Annotated in this window: 21 protein-coding genes; 4 read left to right on the forward strand and 17 right to left on the reverse strand. The window is 75.7% G+C overall.

Annotated elements, in window-relative coordinates:
• Positions 1-35 precede the first annotated feature (35 nt).
• Genes BUE37_RS20670 through BUE37_RS20685 form a run of 4 tightly spaced genes read right to left on the reverse strand, consistent with a single transcriptional unit; the run spans position 36 to position 3,088 of the window.
• Positions 36-422 carry a PPOX class F420-dependent oxidoreductase gene (locus BUE37_RS20670; RefSeq protein ID WP_139253084.1) on the reverse strand — a complete coding sequence of 129 codons (387 nt, stop codon included), beginning with the start codon at positions 420-422 and terminating at the stop codon, positions 36-38.
• 5 nt (positions 423-427) lie between these two features.
• On the reverse strand, positions 428-1,087 hold the full coding sequence (gene lipB / locus BUE37_RS20675) for a lipoyl(octanoyl) transferase LipB (protein ID WP_073422337.1): 660 nt from the start codon (positions 1,085-1,087) through the stop codon (positions 428-430).
• Positions 1,088-1,109: 22 nt separating this feature from the next.
• The gene (locus BUE37_RS20680) at positions 1,110-1,844 is read right to left on the reverse strand and encodes a Type 1 glutamine amidotransferase-like domain-containing protein (protein ID WP_073422338.1); all 735 of its coding nucleotides are present in this window, start codon (positions 1,842-1,844) and stop codon (positions 1,110-1,112) included.
• Positions 1,844-3,088 (reverse strand): NAD(P)/FAD-dependent oxidoreductase, encoded by a 1,245-nt coding sequence (locus BUE37_RS20685; protein ID WP_073422339.1) that lies wholly within the window; start codon positions 3,086-3,088, stop codon positions 1,844-1,846. Before BUE37_RS20685 ends, BUE37_RS20680 begins: the two co-directional genes overlap by 1 nt.
• Positions 3,089-3,206: 118 nt before the next feature.
• Between BUE37_RS20685 and BUE37_RS20690 the strand changes: the two genes are divergently transcribed.
• On the forward strand, positions 3,207-4,847 hold the full coding sequence (locus BUE37_RS20690) for a serine/threonine-protein kinase (protein WP_073422340.1): 1,641 nt from the start codon (positions 3,207-3,209) through the stop codon (positions 4,845-4,847).
• Between the two features lie 5 nt (positions 4,848-4,852).
• Here BUE37_RS20690 and BUE37_RS20695 read toward each other — a convergent pair whose 3' ends face one another.
• From BUE37_RS20695 to BUE37_RS20710, 4 genes are all read right to left on the reverse strand, one after another.
• Positions 4,853-5,764, reverse strand: coding sequence for a TIGR01777 family oxidoreductase (locus BUE37_RS20695; protein ID WP_073422341.1), 912 nt, complete (start codon positions 5,762-5,764; stop codon positions 4,853-4,855).
• A 72-nt stretch (positions 5,765-5,836) separates the two neighbouring features.
• Positions 5,837-7,780 (reverse strand): 2-oxoglutarate dehydrogenase, E2 component, dihydrolipoamide succinyltransferase, encoded by a 1,944-nt coding sequence (gene sucB, locus BUE37_RS20700; protein WP_073422342.1) that lies wholly within the window; start codon positions 7,778-7,780, stop codon positions 5,837-5,839.
• A 66-nt stretch (positions 7,781-7,846) separates the two neighbouring features.
• Entirely contained in the window at positions 7,847-9,226 is a 1,380-nt protein-coding gene (gene lpdA, locus BUE37_RS20705) for a dihydrolipoyl dehydrogenase (protein ID WP_217651341.1), read from the reverse strand.
• 150 nt (positions 9,227-9,376) lie between these two features.
• Positions 9,377-10,888, reverse strand: a complete 1,512-nt coding sequence (locus tag BUE37_RS20710) for a leucyl aminopeptidase (protein ID WP_073422344.1) — start codon at positions 10,886-10,888, stop codon at positions 9,377-9,379.
• Between the two features lie 82 nt (positions 10,889-10,970).
• Between BUE37_RS20710 and gcvT the strand changes: the two genes are divergently transcribed.
• The gene (gene gcvT, locus BUE37_RS20715) at positions 10,971-12,080 is read left to right on the forward strand and encodes a glycine cleavage system aminomethyltransferase GcvT (RefSeq protein ID WP_073422345.1); all 1,110 of its coding nucleotides are present in this window, start codon (positions 10,971-10,973) and stop codon (positions 12,078-12,080) included.
• 33 nt (positions 12,081-12,113) lie between these two features.
• Here gcvT and BUE37_RS20720 read toward each other — a convergent pair whose 3' ends face one another.
• The 4 genes from BUE37_RS20720 to BUE37_RS20735 are packed head-to-tail and all read right to left on the reverse strand — an operon-like array spanning position 12,114 to position 14,471.
• On the reverse strand, positions 12,114-13,250 hold the full coding sequence (locus BUE37_RS20720) for a YihY/virulence factor BrkB family protein (protein WP_073422346.1): 1,137 nt from the start codon (positions 13,248-13,250) through the stop codon (positions 12,114-12,116).
• 32 nt (positions 13,251-13,282) lie between these two features.
• Positions 13,283-13,558, reverse strand: coding sequence for a DUF4235 domain-containing protein (locus BUE37_RS20725; protein WP_073422347.1), 276 nt, complete (start codon positions 13,556-13,558; stop codon positions 13,283-13,285).
• Entirely contained in the window at positions 13,555-14,034 is a 480-nt protein-coding gene (locus BUE37_RS20730; protein WP_073422348.1) for a DUF3618 domain-containing protein, read from the reverse strand. The genes BUE37_RS20725 and BUE37_RS20730 overlap by 4 nt, the downstream gene beginning before the upstream one ends.
• Positions 14,031-14,471, reverse strand: coding sequence for a phage holin family protein (locus BUE37_RS20735; protein ID WP_073422349.1), 441 nt, complete (start codon positions 14,469-14,471; stop codon positions 14,031-14,033). The genes BUE37_RS20730 and BUE37_RS20735 overlap by 4 nt, the downstream gene beginning before the upstream one ends.
• A gap of 115 nt (positions 14,472-14,586) precedes the next feature.
• Between BUE37_RS20735 and BUE37_RS20740 the strand changes: the two genes are divergently transcribed.
• Positions 14,587-14,799 (forward strand): hypothetical protein, encoded by a 213-nt coding sequence (locus BUE37_RS20740; protein ID WP_073422350.1) that lies wholly within the window; start codon positions 14,587-14,589, stop codon positions 14,797-14,799.
• Positions 14,800-14,853: 54 nt separating this feature from the next.
• On the opposite strand, the gene BUE37_RS20745 is transcribed toward BUE37_RS20740, so the two are convergent.
• Both BUE37_RS20745 and BUE37_RS20750 read right to left on the reverse strand, forming a co-directional pair.
• Positions 14,854-15,837, reverse strand: coding sequence for an aldo/keto reductase family protein (locus BUE37_RS20745; RefSeq protein WP_073422351.1), 984 nt, complete (start codon positions 15,835-15,837; stop codon positions 14,854-14,856).
• A 31-nt stretch (positions 15,838-15,868) separates the two neighbouring features.
• On the reverse strand, positions 15,869-16,480 hold the full coding sequence (locus tag BUE37_RS20750) for a DUF3043 domain-containing protein (protein WP_073422352.1): 612 nt from the start codon (positions 16,478-16,480) through the stop codon (positions 15,869-15,871).
• Between the two features lie 143 nt (positions 16,481-16,623).
• Between BUE37_RS20750 and BUE37_RS20755 the strand changes: the two genes are divergently transcribed.
• Positions 16,624-16,980: a HesB/IscA family protein gene (locus BUE37_RS20755; protein ID WP_073422353.1), complete on the forward strand. Its 357-nt coding sequence runs from the start codon at positions 16,624-16,626 to the stop codon at positions 16,978-16,980.
• A gap of 65 nt (positions 16,981-17,045) precedes the next feature.
• Here BUE37_RS20755 and asnB read toward each other — a convergent pair whose 3' ends face one another.
• Genes asnB through BUE37_RS20770 form a run of 3 tightly spaced genes read right to left on the reverse strand, consistent with a single transcriptional unit; the run spans position 17,046 to position 19,765 of the window.
• A complete protein-coding gene (gene asnB / locus BUE37_RS20760; RefSeq protein WP_073422354.1) occupies positions 17,046-18,980 on the reverse strand; it encodes an asparagine synthase (glutamine-hydrolyzing) in 1,935 nt (644 codons plus the stop codon).
• Positions 18,981-19,035: 55 nt separating this feature from the next.
• On the reverse strand, positions 19,036-19,410 hold the full coding sequence (locus BUE37_RS20765) for a DUF3817 domain-containing protein (RefSeq protein WP_083628975.1): 375 nt from the start codon (positions 19,408-19,410) through the stop codon (positions 19,036-19,038).
• Positions 19,400-19,765, reverse strand: a complete 366-nt coding sequence (locus BUE37_RS20770; protein WP_073422355.1) for a metalloprotease — start codon at positions 19,763-19,765, stop codon at positions 19,400-19,402. The genes BUE37_RS20765 and BUE37_RS20770 overlap by 11 nt, the downstream gene beginning before the upstream one ends.
• Between the last annotated feature and the right edge of the window lie 51 nt (positions 19,766-19,816).

A 19,816-nucleotide genomic window follows, 5' to 3' on the forward strand; every position in this document is an offset into this window, starting at 1 on the left:
CCGGCCCGGGCGGGACGGGGCGGGCCGTCCCCGGCTCAGGCGGGGCGGACGCGGATCATCGCGTGCCGCTGGATGCCGGGTCGGGTGACCCGCTGCCAGAGCTTCGAGCTGGCGTAGGAGACCCTCCACTGCCAGCCGTAGCGCCGCGCCAGGGCGGCCCGTGCCTGCCGCCACTCGTGCGGCTCGAGCAGGACGGCGGTGGCCTCGACGGGCTCGTCGGTGGTGCGGCCGCGGACGTCGCACGGCGCCACGGTGACCCGGGCGGTGTGCCGCAGCCGCTTGACCTTGCCGGAGTCGGCGCGGGTCCAGACGACGAGCCGGTCGCCGTCGGGCGCGGCCCACACCGGGGTGGGGACGGCCTCGCCGGTGCGGCGGAACGTGGTGAGGCTGACGTAGGTGCTGCTCTGCGGCAGGCCGGCCACGGCGGTCAGACGGCCGGGGCGAGGGTGAGCACGTGGCGCACCGCGTCCTCGACGGCGTCGACGACCTCGGCGACGGGGACGTCGCGGCCGAGCTCCGCGGTGAGCGACGTGACGCCGGCGTCGGCGATGCCGCACGGGACGATGGCGCCGAACGCGCCCAGGTCGGGGTCGCAGTTGAGCGCGAACCCGTGCATGGTCACGCCGCGCGCCACGCGCACGCCGATCGCGGCGATCTTGCGCTCGGGGCGGTGCCGGCTGTCCGGACCGGGCGGGTCGGCGGCCATCCAGACGCCGCTGCGTCCCTCGACCCGCTGCGTGCTCACGCCGAGGCCGGCGCAGACCTCCATCAGCGCGTCCTCGAGGCGCCGCACGTGCGCGACGACGTCGACCGGGTCGGGCAGCGCGACGATCGGGTAGCCGACCAGCTGGCCGGGCCCGTGCCAGGTGATCTTGCCGCCGCGGTCGACGTCGACGACCGGGGTGCCGTCGAACGGGCGCTCGTGCGGCTCGGTGCGCCGGCCGGCGGTGTAGACCGACGGGTGCTCGAGCAGCAGCAGCGTGTCGGGGCCCTCCCCGGCCACGCGCGCGGCGTGGATCTCGCGCTGGCGTGCCCACGCCTCCTCGTAGGGGACGGTGCCGGCCCGGACGACGCGCAGTTCGGTCACGCCACCCAGCCTATGCCCGCGCTCACCGCAGCCGGCGCGGCTCGACCCGGGTCTCGACGGCACCGCCGCCGGGCCCCCGCTCCACCCGGTAGGCGGCCTTCCCCGGCCGGTCGGCCACGGCCTCCACCAGGTCGGTGCCCCGGTAGACCAGGCCGACGCCGTCGTCGGTGGCGTGCCCGGCCGGAAGCGTGCCGTCGGCCACCAGCCGGTGGTACAGCGGGCGGCGCTGCTCCTCGGAGTCGTGGTGGACGCCGTTGGACGTGGGGATGAGCCCCAGGCCGTTCGTCACCGGGCGCAGGTCGGGGCCGAAGGAGTCGGTGGTGCCGCCGACGTGCCAGCACAGCGACCCCGCCGACACCCCGCCCAGCACGACGCCCGCCTCCCACACCTCGCGGAACACCTCGTCGAGCCCGTGCGCCCGCCACACCGCGAGCAGGTTCGCGACGCTGCCCCCGCCCACCCAGACGACGTCCTGCGCCAGCAGGTGCGCCCGCACGTCGGCGACCGTGGGCATCGGGAACAGGCTCAGGTGGCTGACCTGCACCCGGCTGCCCGCGAAGGCGCCGTACACGCCGGCCAGCCGCGCCGGGTCGTCGCCGGTGGCGGTGCCGAGCCAGCACAGCCGCGGCCGCTCCGGCGCCCCGGCGAGCTCGGCGGCGAGGTCGAAGACGGGACCAGGCGCCCAGTCGGAGGGACCGCGGCCGCGGGAGTCGAAGCCGATGCTCGTGGCCAGGACGGTCGGTGCGGTGGCGGCCATCAGGCGGCTCCGGCGGTGCCCGGCCGCAGCGCGCGCAGGACAGCGGCGGCGGTGCGGCGGCCGCTGGCCATGGCGCCCTGGATCGACGGGGTGTCGCGGTGGTCGCCGCACACGTACAGCCCGCCGCCGAGGTCGACCGGGCGGAGGTGACGCAACGGCGGCAGGGCGGCGGGCTGGGCGCCGGTCACCGTCACGGTGGTCAGGTGCGCCAGGTCGGCGGCGGCGACGTCGTGCAGCCGGGCCACCTCGTCGCGCACGTCGGCCTCGCGGGTGGGGGCGAGGCTGTTGCTCGCGACGAGGGCCCGTCCGTCGGGGGAGTAGGCGGGCTGCGCGTCGCTGAGCACGACGCTGTTGACCAGCCGCCCGCCCGGGGTGCCCAGGACGATGAGCGGCTCCGTCCAGGGCGAGGACGGCAGCACGTGGTAGTGCGTGGTGACCTGCCGCGGCGCCGACGCCTCGACCGCGGGCACCAGCCCGGTGGCGGTACCGGGGTCGGTGGCCACGACGACGGCGTCGGCCCGCACCGGACCGGCGTCGCTGGTGACGCCGTCGCCGGTGGCCGCCTCCACTCGGACGCCGGTGTGCACCCGGTCGCTGCCGACCCGGCGGGCGAGCTGCTCACCGATCGCCTGGATGCCCGCCGCGGGCAGCCCGGTGGCGCCGCGGGCGAAGCTCCGCCACAGCAGGTCGAGGTAGCGGCTGGAGGTCTCCAGCCGGTCCTCGAGCAGCACACCGGCGAGGAACGGGCCGAAGAAGCGCTCGAGCGCCGCGGTGCCCACCCCGGCCTGCCGCAGGTGCTCGGCCGCCGAGGTCTCCCGGGCGCCGAGCAGCCGCCGGACCGGCCAGTACCCGGCCCGGGCGGAGAACGCGGCGATGGCCGCCTTCTGCGGCAGCGACCCGATCGGCGCGCGCAGGGTGTCGAGCGCCGCGCCCGGCCGGCGCCGCGGGTCGGCGACCCGGTGCGCCGCGCCGTCCACCCGGACCACCGCGCCGGGCACGAAGTACCCGAGGTCCAGGGCGGGCAGGTCGAGGTCGGCGGCCCGCGGGTAGCCGGTGTTGAACACCTGGAACCCGCGGTCGACCACGAACCCGTCGACCCGCTCGGTGGCCAGCCGCCCCCCGACGTGCGCGGCGGCCTCGAGCACGTGGACGTCGACCCCGGCGGCGGCCAGCCGGGTGGCCACCGACAGGCCGGCCAGTCCCGCGCCGACCACGACGACCTCGGCACGAGCAGGGAGCGGCATGGCCCGAACCTAGGCGCAGCACGGCCGCGGCACCCGTCGGCCGGGCGGGCTGTGGACGGCATCCCGGCCTGTGGACGGCCGGAGCGGGCGGGGCGCCGCGGGACCTACCGTCCCGGCCGTGTCCGCGCCTCCCGATGACGAGTGCCCGCTGCCGCCCGTCGTGCCCGGCTACCTGCTCGACCGGCTGCTCGGCCGGGGCGGGTCGGGTGAGGTCTGGCGCGCCCGGCCGCGCGGCGGCGGCCCGCCGGTGGCGGTCAAGGTCCTCGTCGCGGGCGATGCCGCCCGGCAGGCGCGCGAGGCCGCCCTGCTCGGTGCGCTGGACCACCCGCACCTGGTCCGGCTGCACGAGGTGGTGCACCAGCCGCGGCGGGGCGGACCGGCCCGGGTGGCACTCGTCCTCGACCTGCTGGAGGGCGGCAGCCTGGCCGCGCTGCTGGCCCGCCGCGGGCGGCTGCGGCCAGGGGAGGTCGTCACCGCTCTGGCGCCGGTCGCCGCGGCGCTCGCCCGCGCGCACGAGGACGGGGTGGTGCACGGCGACCTCTCGCCGGGCAACGTCGTCTTCACCGCGGAGGGGCGGCCGGTGCTCACCGACCTCGGGGTGGCCCGGGTGCTCGGTGAGGAGGCGGCCGGGGAGGTCACGCCGGCCTACGTCGACCCGGCGGTCGCCCGCGGGGGTGCACCCGGTCCGGCCTCCGACGTCTTCGGCGTGGCAGCGGCGGCCTTCCACGCCCTCACCGGGGTGCCGCCGTGGAACGCCGCCACCCCGGCCGACACCCTCGACGTCGCGGCGGCGGGGGAGCTGCCCGACCTCGCCGCCCTGGCGCCCGGCTGCCCGCCCGCGCTCCTCGAGGTGGTCGTCCGCGGGCTGTCGGCCGATCCGCACGCCCGGGGCTCGGCCGCCGCGTTCGCCCTCGACCTGCGGCACGCCTGCCGGCCCGAGCCCGTCCGGCTGCCCGCGGCCGGGGGCCCGGACGCCGACCTCGCCGATGCCGGCACGGGGCCGCGCACGGAGCTCACCCACCAGGTGCCCGGCCGGCACCGGCGCCCCGCGCCACGGGAGGTGCCGCCGGCGCGTGGCCGGCGCCGGCCCTCGGCGGCGGTGCTCCGCCGCGCCGCGGCCGCCGTCGGCACGGCGCTGCTCGTCGGCGTCGCCGTCTGGGGCGGCCTGCTGTGGTCGCGGTCCGGACCGGGCGCGGCACCGCTCCCGGCGGAGGCGGCAGCGGCCGCCACGGCCAGCGCACCGGCGACCGCGACGGCGACGGCCGCCCCGGAGCCCGCGCCGGACACGGGTCTCCCGACCCCCGCGCCGGTCTTCCCCGAGCCGGTCCTCCCGGACCCGGAGCCCACCCCGGCGCCCGAGGCGACGGACTGGACGGCGGTGCTCGTCGCCCTCTACGACCGCCGCGCGGAGGCCTTCACCACCGGCGACACGGCCCTGCTCGACGGCGTCTACACCGCCGACAGCCCGCTCCTCGCCGCCGACCGCGCCTCCCTCGCCGCGCTGGCCGCGGCCGGCGAGGCGCTGCGCGGCTTCGAGCCGGCCGTCACCGGCGTGGAGGTCGCCGGGCCGCCCGCCGCGGACGGGCAGGTGCGGGTGGGCCTCGTCGACTCCTGGCCGGCCTACACCGTCGTGCCCGCGGCCGACCCCGGCGGTCCGGCCCTGCGCACCGAGCCCGGGCGGGCGCCGGCGGAGGTCGCGATGGTGCTGGTGCCCGGCCCGGAGGGCTGGCGGATCGGCTCGGCGGGGCGGCTGGCGTGAGCCGGTCAGCGCCGGGCGAGCGCCTGGTGCAGGGCGGAGGACAGCGTGGCGTGCGTGAAGCGGTACCCGGCGGCCTGCAGCGCGGCCGGGACCGCCCGCTGGCCCGCGAGCACGCTCGACCGGCCGAACTCGCCCAGGCCGGCGCGGATGGCGAACGCCGGCACCGGCAGGACGGCGGGCCGGTGCACGGCGGCGGCCAGTTCCCGGACGAACTCGGCGTTGGGCACCGGCTCGGGCCCGGTCAGGTTGACCGGCCCGCGGACGCCGTCGGCGGTGAGCAGGAACCGGATGGCGCCGATCTCGTCGGCGAGGCCGACCCAGGGCCAGTACTGCCGGCCCGACCCCATCCGCCCGCCCAGGCCGAGGCGGAAGACGGTGCCGAGGATCCGCACGAGCATCGCGCCGCGGTCGATGACCAGGCCCGTCCGCAGGGTCACCACCCGCACGCCGGCGTCCGTGGCCGGGCGGGTGGCGGCCTCCCACTCGACGCAGACGCGGGCGAGGAAGTCGTCCCCGGGCGGCGCCTGCTCGTCGGTGACGCGGTCACCGGTGTCGCCGTAGTAGCCGACCGCCGACGCCGACAGCAGGACCCGCGGCCGCGAGGGGTCCACGGCGGCCGCGGTGGCCAGCGCCTCGCTGATGGTGGTGGTGCTGTCGACCCGGCTGGCGAGCAGGTCCCGCTTGTAGGACGCGGTGAACGGACGCGGCCGGATCGGCGTGCCGGCCAGGTTGACCACGGCGTCGACGTCGGCCAGAACCGCCGCGTCGATGCGCCGGTGCTGGGGGTCCCAGCGGTGCTCGTCGGCCGTGCGCGGGGTGCGCCGGACCAGCCGGATGACCTCGTGGCCGTCCTCGCGCAGGGCGGGGACCAGCGCCGAGCCGATGAGGCCCGAGGCCCCGGTGACAGCGATCTTCATGACGCTCCTCGTCCCCCCTGGCACGGAAGCGGTCGGGCCCCGGCGCGTGCGCCGGGGCCCGACCGGGGGACATCAGGCGAGGCCCAGCTCGCCCTCGAACTGGCCGGCCTCCAGGCGCTCCTTGACGGTGCCGAGGAAGCGGGCGGCGTCGGCGCCGTCGACGATCCGGTGGTCGTAGGTGAGGGCCAGGTAGACCATCGACCGGACCGCGATGACCTCGCCGAGGTCGGGGTCCTGGACGACGACCGGGCGCTTGACCACCGAGCCGGTGCCCAGGATCGCCACCTGCGGCTGGTTGATGATCGGGGTGTCGAACAGGGCGCCGCGGCTGCCGGTGTTGGTCAGCGTGAACGTGCCGCCGCCGAGCTCGTCGGGCGTGACCTTGTTGATCCGGGTCCGCTCGGCCAGGTCGGCGATCTTGCGCGCCAGGCCGCCGATGCTCAGGTCGCCGGCACCGTGGATGACCGGCACCAGCAGGCCGCGCTCGGTGTCCACCGCGACGCCGAGGTTCTCGGTGTCGTGGTAGGTGACCGTGCCGGCCTCCATGTCCACCGAGGAGTTCACGGCCGGGTGGGCCTTGAGCGCCTCGACGGCCGCCTTGGCGAAGAACGGCAGGAACGAGAGCTTGGCGCCCTCGCGGGTCTCGAAGTCCCGCTTGGCACGGTCGCGGAGCTTGGCGATCCGGGTGACGTCGACCTCGACGACCGTGGTCAGCTGCGCGCTGATCGCGAGCGACTCGACCATCCGGCGGGCGATGACGCCGCGCAGGCGCGACATCTTCTCCGTGCGGCCGCGCAGCGCCGGGTCCGGCTGGGCGGCCGGGGACGGGGCGGCGGGACGACCGGCGGCGGCCGGGGCCGACGGCGCGGCGGGAGCGGCGGCCGGAGCCGGAGCCGCGGCCGCCTCCGCGGCGGCCAGGACGTCCTGCTTGCGGATGCGGCCGCCCACGCCGGTGCCGGTCACCGAGGTGAGGTCCACGCCGTGCTCGGCGGCCAGGCGCCGGACCAGCGGGGTGACGTAGGTGCCGCTGCCGTCGGCCGGGGCCGGCGCGGACGGCTGCGCCGGCGCCTGCTGCTGAGCCGGGGCCTGCTGCTGAGCCGGGGCCTGCTGCTGGGCCGGCGCGGGATCGGGCTGGGTGGGCGGCGTCTGCTGCTGCTCGGCGACGGTCTCGGCCGCCCCGGAGCCGTAGTCGGCGCCCGCGGGGACCGACGGCGGGGGGCCGGGGGGCGCCTCGGCGGGCGGCTCCTGACGCGGCGCCGCCGGCTGGGTGACCGGGGTGTCCTGCTGGGCCGGGGCCTGCTCCTGGGCCTGCTCCTGGGCCGGGGCCTGCTGGGCCGGCGCGGGGGCGCCACCGCCGGACGAGGCGCTGCCGATCACCGCGAGCTGCGCGCCGACGTCGACGGTCTCGTCCTCGTTGACGGTGATCTCCAGCAGCGTGCCGGAGACCGGAGCCGGGATCTCGGTGTCGACCTTGTCGGTGGAGACCTCGAGCAGCGGCTCGTCGGCGGTGACCTCGTCGCCGACGGCCTTGAGCCAGCGGGTGACGGTGCCCTCGGTGACGCTCTCGCCGAGCGCCGGCATGGTGACCGGCGTCCCCTCGCCACCACCCTGGCCGCTCTGGCTCCCGCCCTGGCCGGCGTCGGGGGCGGGCGCCTCGGCGGCCGGGGCCGGCGCCTCGGACGGGCCGGGGCCCGCGTCCTCGACCTGCTCGTCGGGGGTCTGCGGGGTCGAGTCAGCGTCCTCGGCCGACGCCGGCCCACCTGCGCCGCCGCCGTCGCCCTCCCCGCCGATGACGGCGAGCTCCGCGCCCACGTCCACGGTCTCGTCCTCCGCCACCAGGATCTTGGTGAGGACGCCCGCCGCGGGGGACGGGATCTCGGTGTCGACCTTGTCGGTGGAGACCTCGAGGAGGGGCTCGTCGACCTCGACCTGCTCACCCTCCTGCTTGAGCCAGCGGGTGACCGTGCCCTCGGTGACGCTCTCGCCCAGGGCGGGCATGGTGACGGAGGTCGGCATCGGGAGAGGGCTCCTTCGGGGTGGCGCGGGTGGGGGAGAGGTCGGGCGGCGGCGCGGGGTGTGGCGTCAGCTGTGCGCGTGCAGCGGCTTGCCGGCGAGGGCCAGGTGGGCCTCGCCGATGGCCTCGCTCTGCGTCGGGTGCGGGTGGATGAGGGAGGCGACCTCGTCGGGGAGGGCCTCCCAGTTGAAGATGAGCTGCGCCTCGGCGACCAGCTCGCCGACGCGGCTGCCGACCATGTGGACGCCCACGACCGGGCCGTCCTTCTGGCGGATCAGCTTGACGGCGCCCTGGGTCTTGAGGATCTGGCTGCGGCCGTTGCCGCCGAGGTCGTAGACGAGGGTCTCGACGTCGCCGTACTTCTCGCGCGCCTGCACCTCGGTGAGGCCGACGGAGGCGACCTCGGGGTCGGAGTAGGTGACCCGGGGGACGCCGGCGTAGTCGATCGGCACGACCGGGAGGCCGGCGAGGCGCTCGGCGACGAGGATGCCCTCGCCGAAGCCGACGTGGGCCAGCTGCAGGGTGGGGATCAGGTCGCCGACGGCGGAGATGGTCGGGACGTTGGTCTGGCAGTAGCCGTCGACGAGGACGTAGCCGCGCTCCATGGCGACGCCGGCCTCCTCGTAGCCGAGGCCCTGGCTGACCGGCCCGCGGCCGATGGCCACGAGGACGATCTCGGCCTCGAACTCCTTGCCGTTCTGCAGGCTGACCTTGACGCCGTTCTCGGTGGACTGCACCGAGGACACCATGTTGCCGAGCTCGAAGTTGATCTTCCGGCGGCGGAAGGCGCGCTCGAGCAGCTTCGAGGAGCTCTCGTCCTCGAGCGGGACGAGGTGCTTGAGGCCCTCGATGATCGTGACGTCGACGCCGAAGGACTTCCAGGCGCTGGCGAACTCGCAGCCGATGACGCCGCCGCCGAGGATGATCGCCGAGGTCGGGACGCGGTCGAGGCCGAGAGCCTGCTCGCTGTCGATGACGCGGACGCCGTCGAGCTCGACGCCGGGGATGGTGCGGGAGTAGGAGCCGGTGGCCAGCAGGACGTGGCGGCCCTCGTAGGTCTGCCCGTTCACCGACACCGCGGTGGGGGAGACCAGCCGGCCCTCGCCCTCGACGTAGGTGATCTTCCGGCTCTTGATCAGCCCCTGCAGGCCCTTGTAGAGGCGGGAGACGACGCCGTCCTTGTAGGAGTTGACGCCGTCCATGTCGATGCCGGCCAGCGAGGTCTTGACGCCGAACTGCTCGCCCTCGCGGGCCAGGTCGGCGACCTCACCGGCGTGCAGCAGCGCCTTGGTCGGGATGCAGCCGCGGTGCAGGCAGGTGCCGCCGACCTTGTCCTTCTCGATCAGGACGACCGACAGGCCCAGCTCCGCCGCCCGCAGCGCGGCGGCGTAGCCACCCGAGCCACCGCCGAGGATGACCAGGTCGGCAGGGGTGGTGGGTGCGCTCACGACGTGCTCCTCGAGGTTCTCGGGTTCCCCCGCTCGAGTGGGTGGGGGATGGTCCGGATCCATCCTGCCACTCCGTGCGGCGCCGCAGTCCGAGGGCGGGGCGGTCCCGGACGCGCCGTGGGGGCCGGCCGGGGACCCGGCCGGCCCGGGTCAGCCGGCGACGAGGTCCTCGATCGCGGCCAGCAGCGTGCGGACCGGGACGCCGGTGCCGCCCTTGGGCGTGTATCCCCAGGGCGCGCCGGTGTTGTAGCTCGGCCCGGCGATGTCGATGTGCGCCCACGGCAGCCCGGCCGGGACGAACTCGGCGAGGAAGTGGGCGCCCACGAGCATGCCGCCCATGCGGTCGGCGTTGGCGTTGACGAAGTCGGCGACGGGGGAGTCGATGCCCCTGCGGAGCTCCTCCGGCATCGGCATCGGCCACATCGGCTCGCCGCTGCGCCGGCTGGCGGCCACGACGGCGTCGCGCAGGTCGTCGCTGCCCATCACGCCGGCCGTGCGGGACCCGAGCGCGACCAGCTGGGCGCCGGTGAGCGTGGAGGTCTCGAACAGCACGTCGGGGGAGTCCTCGGCGGCGCGGGCGATGGCGTCGGCGAGCACGACGCGGCCCTCGGCGTCGGTGTTGGTGATCTCGGCCTTCTTGCCGTTGCGGAAGGTCACGACGTCGGCCGGGCGGTAGGCGCTGCCGCCGGGCAGGTTCTCCGCGATCGGCACGGTGGCCGTGACGTCGACCGGGAGGCCCAGCTGCGCGACCAGGCAGACGGTGGCGATCACGGCGGCCGCGCCGGCCATGTCGCTGGTCATGTGGTGCATGTTGGCGGCGGGCTTGATCGACAGGCCGCCGCTGTCGAAGGTGATGCCCTTGCCGACGAGGGCGACCTTCTTGCGGGCCTTCTTGCCGTTGTAGGTCAGCCGCAGCAGGCGCGGGCCGCGGGCGGAGCCGCCGCCGACCGCCAGCACGCCGCCGTAGCCGCCGGCGGCCAGCTGCGCCTCGTCGAGCACCTCCACCGACAGGCCCGCGGCCTTGCCCGCGGCCGCGCCGCGGGCGGCGAGCTCGGCGGGGTAGAGGTCGTTGGGCGGGGTGTTCACCAGGTCACGGACCAGGGCGACCGCGTCGGCGACCGCCCGCACCCGCGCGAGCGGGGCCTTGGCCGCGCCGGCGTCGGGGACGACCACGGTGAACTCGCGCGGCGGCGCCGGCCGGTCGGCGGGGAGGTCGGAGCGGTAGGCGGTGAACTCGTAGGCGCCGAGCAGCGAGCCCTCGCCCACCGCGTGCAGGCGCTCGGCGTCCGGGGTGCCCCCGACGGCGGCGAGCAGCGTGACCACCGAGGACCGCCCGGTCAGCGCCCGGCTGGCGGCACCGGCCGCGCGGCGCAGCGCCTCGGGCGACCAGCCACCGCCGGGCTGCGGGGCCCCGAGGCCCACGGCCGCCACGACGGGGAAGGGGCCCTGGCCGAGGCTCGCGACCCTGGTGACCTCGTCCTCGCCCCCGCGGGCGCCGAGGTCGGCCAGCGCGGGCAGCAGCCGGCCGCCGAGCAGCCGGTCGACGGCCTCCGCGCCGGGCGTGGGCAGCAGCCCCGAGCTGCCCTTCCCGACACCGACGACGACGGCGTCGGCGGGCGTCTTCTCGAGCGGGCGGTCGGTGGCGGTGATCGTCGGCGGCACCCGACGATCGTAGGGCCCGCCCGCGCCGCGGTCCTGAGGACTGCGAAGGAGCGGCCGGGCCGGCGTCGCTACGGTTCCGGGCGTGAGCCCCCGGACCTCGCCCCTGCACGACCGGCACGTCGCGGCCGGCGCCAAGCTGGCCGACTTCGGCGGCTGGTCGATGCCCATCGAGTACGCCGGCGGCGGCGTGCTCGCCGAGCACGCGGCGGTGCGCGAGGCGGCCGGGCTCTTCGACGTCTCCCACCTGGGCACCGGCACGGTCCGCGGGCCGGGCGCCGCCGCGTTCGTCGACGCCTGCCTGACCAACGACCTCTCCCGCATCGGGCCGGGCCAGGCGCAGTACACGCTGTGCTGCGTCCCCGACGGCGAGGCCGACGCCGGCGGCGTGGTCGACGACCTGATCGTCTACCTGCACGGCCCGGACGACGTGCTGCTGGTCCCCAACGCCGCCAACGCGCAGGAGGTGCTGACGCGGCTCGCCGACGCCGCCCCCGCCGGGGTGATCGTCACCGACCGGCACGAGGAGGTCGCCGTCCTCGCCGTCCAGGGGCCGCGCTCCCCGGCCGTCCTGGCCGCCGCGGGGCTGGCCGCGGACCTGGCCTACATGGCGTTCGCCGGCGGCGAGGGGCAGGAGGTCACGGTCTGCCGGACCGGCTACACCGGCGAGCACGGCTACGAGCTGCTGGTGGCCGCCGAGCGGGCCGGGGAGCTGTGGGACCGGCTGCTGGAGGCCGGCGCCACCGAGGGCATCCGCCCCTGCGGGCTGGGCGCGCGCGACACCCTGCGCACCGAGATGGGCTACCCGTTGCACGGCCACGAGCTGTCGCGGTCGATCACCCCCGTGCAGGCGCGCAGCGGGTGGGCCGTGGGCTGGCGCAAGCCCGCGTTCTGGGGCCGCGAGGCGCTGCTGGCCGAGCGGGAGACCGGGCCGGCCCGCCTGCTGTGGGGCCTGCGCGCCCCGGGCCGCGGCATCCCCCGCCCGGGCATGGCGGTCCTCGACGCCGACGGCGCGCGGGTCGGCGAGGTCACCAGCGGGACCTTCTCGCCGAGCCTGCGCACCGGCATCGCCCTCGCCCTGCTCGACACCGCGGCCTCGCCGACCGAGGGTGCCGCGCTCGCCGTCGACGTGCGCGGGCGCCCCCAGCCGGTCGAGGTGGTCAGGCCGCCGTTCGTGCCCTCGCACGTCCGGTAGCCGCGACCGCCCCGGGGCGAGCCGGGCCGGCGCTCAGGCCTTCTGCTTCGACTCCTTCGTCGGCTCCGGCGGGTCGGGCAGTTCGTCGGCCATCGTGGCGTTGCGCTCGCCCATCGGCACCGGCGGGCCCTGCGTGGTGTCCTCCGCCGTCTGGTGCTCGGCCTCGGAGTTGATCTCCGCGCCGAGCAGCACCAGGTAGCAGGTCAGGTACAGCCACAGCATCAGGACGATGACGCCGGCGATCGTGCCGTAGGTCTTGTCGTAGGACCCGAAGTTGTTGACGTAGAAGCTGAAGCCCAGGCTGACCAGCGCCCAGATGACCGTCACGACGATCGCGCCGAGGCTCACCCACTTCAGCTGCGGGGCGTCGCGGTCGGGCGCGACGCGGTACAGCACCGCGAGCGAGCCCGCGAAGACGCCGAGCAGCAGCACCCACCGCAGCACCTGCGCCAGCACCGTCCCGACCACGCCGAGCGGCAGCGCGTCGAGCACGGCCGGGACGACAGCGACCAGCGTGAAGGTGACCAGCACGAACACGATGGCGCCGAGCGTGAGCCCGAGGGCCAGCGCCTTGCGCTTGACGAACGAGCGGGTCTCGACCTCGTCGTACGCGATGTTGACCGCCGAGACGACGTTGCCGGTCCCGCCCGACGCGGACCACAGCGCGGCGAGCACCGAGATCGCCAGGCCGATCGACAGCGCGCCGCCGCTGTTCTGCGTGATCGCGGTCAGCTGGTCGCCGATGAGGCTCGCGGCCTCGTCGGGCAGCTGGGCGGAGAGGTCCTCGACCTGCTGGGCGACGGTCTCCGGCGAGGCGACCAGCCCGTAGATCGAGATGGTGGCGATCAGCGCCGGGAAGATCGCCAGGAAGGCGAAGAACGCGACGCCGCCGGCGATGATCGGCATGTTGTCGGCGTTGTGCTCCGCCCAGGCCCGCTTGACGACCTGCTTCCAGCCGCGCGCCGGGATCTCCGTGGGCGAGTCGGCGTGGACGCCGGGCAGCCGCTCGGCGGAGGGGCCGCCCGGCGGGACGGCGCCGGGGTCCCCCTTCTGCTCGCCGCGGGCGGCGCGCTCCTCCGCCGCCCGCGCGGCCGCCCGCCGGGCCGCCTTCTCCTCGACCCGCTCCCGGATCCGGTCGACCGCGCTGTCGCGCTGCCTGGTCCCGGCCATCTCGCCGCCCCCTCTGCTCGGTGGTGCCTGCGTCAGTCGCCCGGCCAGTTGCCGGTCAGCTTGGTGAAGCCCCGCGCGCCCGCGCGGTCGATCGCGGCCTTGGTGGCGGCGAACAGCGCGCCCTGGATGGCGGCGGCGAGGACCACCTCCCGCATCCGGTACTCGCTCTGCAGGGCACTGGGCGCGTCCTCCTCGCCGGACACCCGCTTCCACACCTGCTTGAAGATGGTGCCGCTGATGAGGCCGGCCAGCACACCGCCGGCCAGGCCCACCGGGCGGTAGACCAGCTTCGCGCCCTTGCTGCTCACTTCCGTGCCCTCCTCGCCGTCCTCCGCGCCGTGCGCTTGGTCCGCTTCGTGCTCCGCGCGATCGCCTTCCGGGCCCGCGCGGCCTCGCGGTCGGCCCGCCGGCGCGCCCGGCGGGTCTCGGCGCGGGCCTCGGCGAGCGCGGCGGAGGTGCCGGTCGAGGCGGCCGCGGCCCGGCGCCGCTTGCGCCGGCGGCGCCACACGACCAGCCCGACGAGACCGGCGAGCGCCGCACCGGCGCCGGCCACGGCCGGCGGGCTCTCCCGGTAGGTCTCGACGGCGGTGTCGCGGGCGCGGGCGGCGCCCTCCTTGGCGCGCGCCGGCACGTCGAGCCGGTGGCTGAGCTCGTCGACCGTGCGGCCGAGCTGCTCGCGGGTGGCCTCGATCTCGGCCTTGATGGCGTCGGGGTCGGACGGACCGGACGCGGCGGGGTCGGACCCGCCGGCACCGGACCTGCTGGCATCGCTGGGGGTGCTCATCGCCGCGCGTTCTCCTTCACGGTCGCGATGTCGGCCTTGGTGCTGGCGATCGCCTCGGTCGGCACCGGCGGGGTGCCCTGCTGCACGTCCTTCTTGCCGATCAGCGCCAGCACGCCGGCCACGGCGAACAGGACGACGGCGACGATCAGCGCGGCCAGCCACGCGGGCAGCACGACGTCGAGGGCCAGCACGGCCGTGGCGACGAGCACGCACAGCCCGAGGAAGCCGAAGAGCCCGGCGCCGCCGAACAGTCCGGCGCCGACGCCGAGCCGCTTGGCCTTCTGGGTCATCTCGGCCTGGGCGAGCCGTGCTTCGTCGCGCACGAGGCGCGAGACCTGCTCGGTCAGCTGGCTGATCAGCTGGCCGGTCGAGGTGTCCTCGGCCGGAGGGGGCGGTGGGGTGGCGCGCGAGGCGCCCCCCGCGGTCGGGGCGGTCATCGGTCCTCCGTGGGGCGGGATCGGTCCCCGCCCCCATGCCCCCGCCGTCGGGCGCGTAACCCGCGCTCCGGTCACACCCCGGACACGACCGGCGTGCCGTCACTAGCCTGGCCGCATGAGCTGGACCTGGCGGCTGGAGGGCCGCGACGGCGCAACGCTGGACCCGGCCGCGCTCGGCGTCGAGGTGCCCCCGTCGGACAACCAGGGCGACGCCGAGTCGTGGCTGGGGGAGAACTGGCGCGACCTGCTCGGCCGGGGCGTGGTCGCGGTGAGCCTGTTCGACGGCGACACGCGGGCCTACGGACCGATGGGCCTCGAGCCGGCCTGAGCGGGGGAGGCCGAGCCTGGACCTCGACCTGAGGTCGAGGTCCAGGCCCGCCGGTCAGCCGCGGGCGGTCTTGGCCGGGTCGCGCTCGACGACGTCGCCGAGCACCTCGTCGATGCGCGCCAGGACGTCGGCCTCGAGCCGCACGCCGGCCGCCTTCACGTTGTCGTGCACCTGCTCCGGGCGGGTGGCGCCGATGATCGCGGCGGCGACGTTCTCGTTCTGCAGCACCCACGCCACCGCGAGCTGCGCCATGGACAGGCCGAGGTCGTCGGCGACCGGGCGCAGGCCCTGCACCCGGGTGAGCACCTCGTCGGTCATGAACTGCTTGAGGAAGCGCCCGGCCTCGGGGTCGGTCGCCCGGCTGCCGGCCGGCGGCTCCTCGCCGGGCCGGTACTTGCCGGTGAGCACGCCCTGCGCCAGCGGCGACCAGACGATCTGCGAGACGCCCTCGCGCTGCGACGTCGGCACGACCTCGTCCTCGATGACCCGCCACAGCATCGAGTACTGCGGCTGGCTGCTGATGAGCTGGACGCCGAGGTCGCGGGCGAGGGCGGCGCCGGCGGCGATCTCCTCGGCCCGCCACTCCGAGACGCCGAGGTAGAGGACCTTGCCCGCCCGCACCAGGTCGGCGAAGGCGGTCATCGTCTCCTCGAGCGGGACCGTCGCGTCGTAGCGGTGGGCCTGGTAGAGGTCGATGTGGTCGGTCTGCAGGCGCCGCAGCGACGCCTCGCAGCTCTCGGTGATGTGCTTGCGGCCCAGCCCGCGGTCGTTCGGGCCGGGGCCGGTCGGCCAGTAGACCTTGGTGAAGATCTCCAGGCCCTCGCGCCGCTGGCCGGCGAGGGCCCGGCCGAGGACCGCCTCGGCGCGGGTGCCGGCGTAGACGTCGGCGGTGTCGAAGGTCGTGATGCCGGCGTCGAGGGCCGCGTGCACGCAGGCCTGCGCGGCGTCCTCCTCGACCTGGCCACCGTGGGTGAGCCAGTTGCCGTAGGCGATCTCGGAGATGGTCAGGCCGGAACGGCCGAGGCGTCGGTACTCCACGTGCCCCGACGCTAGGCGGCGCCGGCCGACCTCACACCTCGGCGCCGACCGCGACCTCCGGCTTGGGGAACCGCCAGCGGCGGACCATCGTGGCGCGGCTGACGCCGTACCAGACCAGCCCCTTCATCCGCTGCGGCTGCCCGGGGAAGCGGGCCGCCACCGTCTTCTTAATCCTCCGGCCGAGGAACACCGAGTCGACGATGATCACCAGGAAGAACAGGAACCAGACGAAGACGGTGTAGTTCTGCACCGCCGGGTTCGGGATGAAGTAGCCCACCAGGACCAGCGCGGCGACGGGCAGGAAGAAGCTGCCGGCGTTGCGGCGGGAGTCGACGAGGTCGCGCACCAGCCGGCGGACCGGGCCGCGGTCGCGCGCGGGCAGGTAGTCGTCGTCGCCGCGGGCCATGCCGGCGCGGGTCTCCGCCCGGCGCTGCGCCTGCTGCTGGCGCGTGCGGGCGTAGGCCTCCTTGCGGGTGGTCGGAGGCGGCGGCGGGGGACCGGGACGGCGGCCCTGCGCCTCGTGGCGCTTGGGCGTGGGGCGGCCCTTGCCGCCCGCCTTGACCAGCTGCCCGGTCAGGTCGGCGGAGGTGTCCGGGGCGGTCTCGGCGGCGCGGTCCCGGCGCCCGGGCAGGCGGAGCTTCACGGCAGACGAGTCTACGTGCGTCCGCTCACGACACTGGTCCTCGCGGCCGCGCGCCGTACAGTGGGAAGACGACCCGCCACGGCGGTGTTGGTCCGCTGCAGGGAGTGCCGCAACGGACGCCCTCGGATGTGGGAGGACAGAACATGACGGTGCAGGACACCGAGACCGCCGGCAGCACCGGCGTGCTGCTCAGCGACCCGGCCGCCTCGAAGGTCAAGGCGCTGCTGGACCAGGAGGGCCGCGACGACCTGCGTCTGCGCATCGCCGTCCAGCCCGGCGGCTGCTCCGGCCTGCGCTACCAGCTCTTCTTCGACGAGCGGTTCCTCGACGGCGACCAGACGTACGAGTTCGGCGGCGTCGAGGTCATCGTCGACCGGATGAGCGGCCCGTACCTGGGCGGCGCGGTGATCGACTTCGTCGACACCATCGAGAAGCAGGGCTTCACGATCGACAACCCCAACGCGCAGGGCTCCTGCGCGTGCGGTGACTCCTTCTCCTGAGCACCCGCGCCTGGACGCGACAGCGGCGCCCGTCCCCCGCAGGGGACGGGCGCCGCTGTCGTTCCTCAGAGCTTGACGGGGTAGACCGTCTCCGGGACGTCGACGACGATCCGCTCCTCGACGAAGATCCCGTGCCACACCATGAAGACCAGCACCGACCACAGCTGACGGGCGACCCGCTTGCTCGGCACCTCCTCGGCGCGCAGCCGGTCGAGCAGGCCGAGGACGACGTCGCGGTCGAGCCACTGCTGGGTCTGGCTGCTCGTCACGACGTCGCGGGCCCACTCGTGCAGCGGCCCGGCGAGGAACTCCGCCGTCGGGACGGGGAAGCCGAGCTTGCGCCGGTTCATGATCCGCGGCGGCACGATCTGCCGCATCGCCTGGCGCAGCGCGTACTTGGTGGCGTCCCCGCGCCGCGGCACCCGCTGCTCGACCGGGATGGAGCTCGCCACGGCGAACACCTCGGGGTCGAGGAAGGGCACCCGCAGCTCCAGCGAGTTGGCCATCGTCATCTTGTCGGCCTTGACCAGGATGTCGCCGCGCAGCCAGGTGAACAGGTCGACGTACTGCATCGCCGTCACGTCGTCGTAGCCGGCCTCGCGGGTGCGCCGGTAGAGGTCCTCGGTGACCGCGACGTGCGACAGGTCGGGGTCACGCCCGGGCAGCAGGGCGGCGAGCTCGTCGTCGCGCATGTTGCGGGCGTTGCCGTAGTACCGCTGCTCCAGCGGCGTGGCGGCGCGGCGCAGCAGGTCCTGGCCGCGCACGCCCTCGGGCAGCAGGCCGGCGATGCGCGCCATGGCGCGGCGGGCGGCCGGCGGCAGCCCCGACGCCCAGGCCAGGCTGATCGGCTCGCGGTAGATGGTGTAGCCGCCGAACAGCTCGTCGGCGCCCTCCCCGGACAGCACGACCTTGACGTGCTTGCGGGCCTCGCGGGCCACGAAGTACAGCGGCACGAGCGCGGGGTCGGCCACCGGGTCGTCGAGGTACCAGACCACCTCGGGGATGGCGTCGGCGAACTGCTGGGCGCTCACCTCGACCGGCACGTGCTTCACGCCGAGGATCGACGCCGACTCCGCGGCGATCTCGATCTCCGACTGCGCCTGCCGCTCGAAGCCGACCGTGAAGGTCAGCAGGTCGGGGTTGTAGCGGTGGGCGAGCGCGGCGATGGCCGTGGAGTCGATGCCGCTGGAGAGGAACGACCCGACGGTGACGTCGGCGCGCATATGCTTGGCCACCGACTCGTCGAGGACGTCGGCGATGCGGTCGTAGAGGTCCTGCTCGCGGCCGGCGGGCACCGGCTGCGGCGTCCACGCCGGGTGGAAGTAGCGCGCGGTGGCCAGCTCGCCGTCGACGACGGTGAAGCTGGTACCGCTCTCGATGCGGCGGATCCCGCGGTGCAGCGTCGCGGGCTCGGGCACGTACTGCAGCGTCAGGTAGTGCTGCAGCGACGCCGGGTCGACGCCGCCGGCCGCGGCGCTGCCGCCGAGCAGCTGCAGCAGCGCCTTCTTCTCCGAGCTGAAGACCAGCCCGCCGTCGGCCAGGCGCGCGGTGAACAGGGGCTTGATGCCGAACGGGTCGCGGGCGCCGAACGCGGTGCGGGTCTGGGTGTCCCAGATGACGAAGGAGAACATCCCGCGCAGCCGCCGGACGACGTCCTGGCCCCACAGGTGGTAGCCCGCGACGATCGTCTCGGTGTCGCCGTGGGTGGCCAGCTGCGCGCCGGCCGTCTGCAGCTCCTCGCGCAGCTCGACGTAGTTGTAGATCTCGCCGTTGAACAGGATCCGGTAGCGGTCCGCGGCGTAGGGGAGGGGCTGGGGGCTGCCCTCGACGTCGATGATCGACAGCCGGTTGAAGCCGAGCACGACGTTCTGGTCGGACCAGACGGCGGTGTCGTCGGGGCCGCGGTGGTGCAGGCAGTGCAGCGCCTCGCGGACGTCGTCGACGTGGGTCTCGGCGACCCGGGGGGCATCGGTGGACAGGTAGGCCAGCAGGCCGCACATGAGGCGCAGGTCTCCGGGGTCGGCTCGAGCCCGGCCCGAGGGGGCCGGGACGGGGTCAGACGCGCTCGCCGGCGCGGGTCTTGCGGGTGGCGACGCGCTCGGCGACGAAGGACAGCACGGGCACGGTGCCCGCGAGCAGCACCAGGACGGTGCCCTTGAGCGTCCAGCGGGCGCGCAGGGCGAGGTCGCAGGCGGTCACGAAGAAGATGGCGTAGAGCCAGCCGTGGGCGGTGCCGATGACGGCGACCGGCTCGTCGATCTCGGCCAGGTACTTGACCGGCACGGCGACCAGGATCAGCGCGACGAGCAGGACGCCGACGATCCAGGCCATGACCCGGTAGCGCAGCAGCGCGGCGGGGACGCCCTGCCCGACGCGGCGGGCGAGTGCCCGGGGCAGCCGGTCGGAGGCGACGGTGGGCTCAGCGGCCACGGGAGCTCTCCTGGCCCAGGGCGCGCTCGTTGAGCTCGGCCAGGTAGGCGTTGTAGGCCGCGAGCTCCGGGTCGCCGGTGGTGTCGATCCGCGGCCGCTGGTAGAGCACCAGCGAGTTGCCGGGAGCGTCCTCGTCGGGGTCGCGGCGCAGCTCCTCGCGCACCATGCGCACGTAGAACCACAGGCCCATGAAGCCGTAGAGCGGCCACTGCAGCGCGTAGCTCCAGTTGACCGCCCCGCCCCCGTTCTCGGCCTTGGTCAGCTGCCAGTAGCCGAGGAAGAAGGTGGCCACGAACAGGACGGCGACCAGCAGGTGCAGCAGCACCCACCGGGGGGTCAGCAGCCGCGTCCACACGCATCCGACTCTAACCGTCACCGCGTGCGGGGCGGCGGCGCGGGCGGGCTC

It is taken from the genome of Geodermatophilus nigrescens (assembly GCF_900129495.1).
Lineage (GTDB): Bacteria > Actinomycetota > Actinomycetes > Mycobacteriales > Geodermatophilaceae > Geodermatophilus > Geodermatophilus nigrescens.

Bases quoted from the DNA above. Each gene is read 5' to 3' on its own strand.
- BUE37_RS20680 (WP_073422338.1), bottom strand. From the start codon at position 1,844: ATGGCCGCCACCGCACCGACCGTCCTGGCCACGAGCATCGGCTTCGAC.
- asnB (WP_073422354.1), bottom strand. From the start codon at position 18,980: ATGTGCGGCCTGCTGGCCTACCTGTCCACCGATGCCCCCCGGGTCGCC.
- BUE37_RS20685 (WP_073422339.1), bottom strand. From the start codon at position 3,088: ATGCCGCTCCCTGCTCGTGCCGAGGTCGTCGTGGTCGGCGCGGGACTG.
- BUE37_RS20695 (WP_073422341.1), bottom strand. From the start codon at position 5,764: ATGAAGATCGCTGTCACCGGGGCCTCGGGCCTCATCGGCTCGGCGCTG.
- BUE37_RS20740 (WP_073422350.1), top strand. From the start codon at position 14,587: ATGAGCTGGACCTGGCGGCTGGAGGGCCGCGACGGCGCAACGCTGGAC.
- BUE37_RS20755 (WP_073422353.1), top strand. From the start codon at position 16,624: ATGACGGTGCAGGACACCGAGACCGCCGGCAGCACCGGCGTGCTGCTC.
- BUE37_RS20730 (WP_073422348.1), bottom strand. From the start codon at position 14,034: ATGAGCACCCCCAGCGATGCCAGCAGGTCCGGTGCCGGCGGGTCCGAC.
- BUE37_RS20735 (WP_073422349.1), bottom strand. From the start codon at position 14,471: ATGACCGCCCCGACCGCGGGGGGCGCCTCGCGCGCCACCCCACCGCCC.
- sucB (WP_073422342.1), bottom strand. From the start codon at position 7,780: ATGCCGACCTCCGTCACCATGCCCGCCCTGGGCGAGAGCGTCACCGAG.
- BUE37_RS20720 (WP_073422346.1), bottom strand. From the start codon at position 13,250: ATGGCCGGGACCAGGCAGCGCGACAGCGCGGTCGACCGGATCCGGGAG.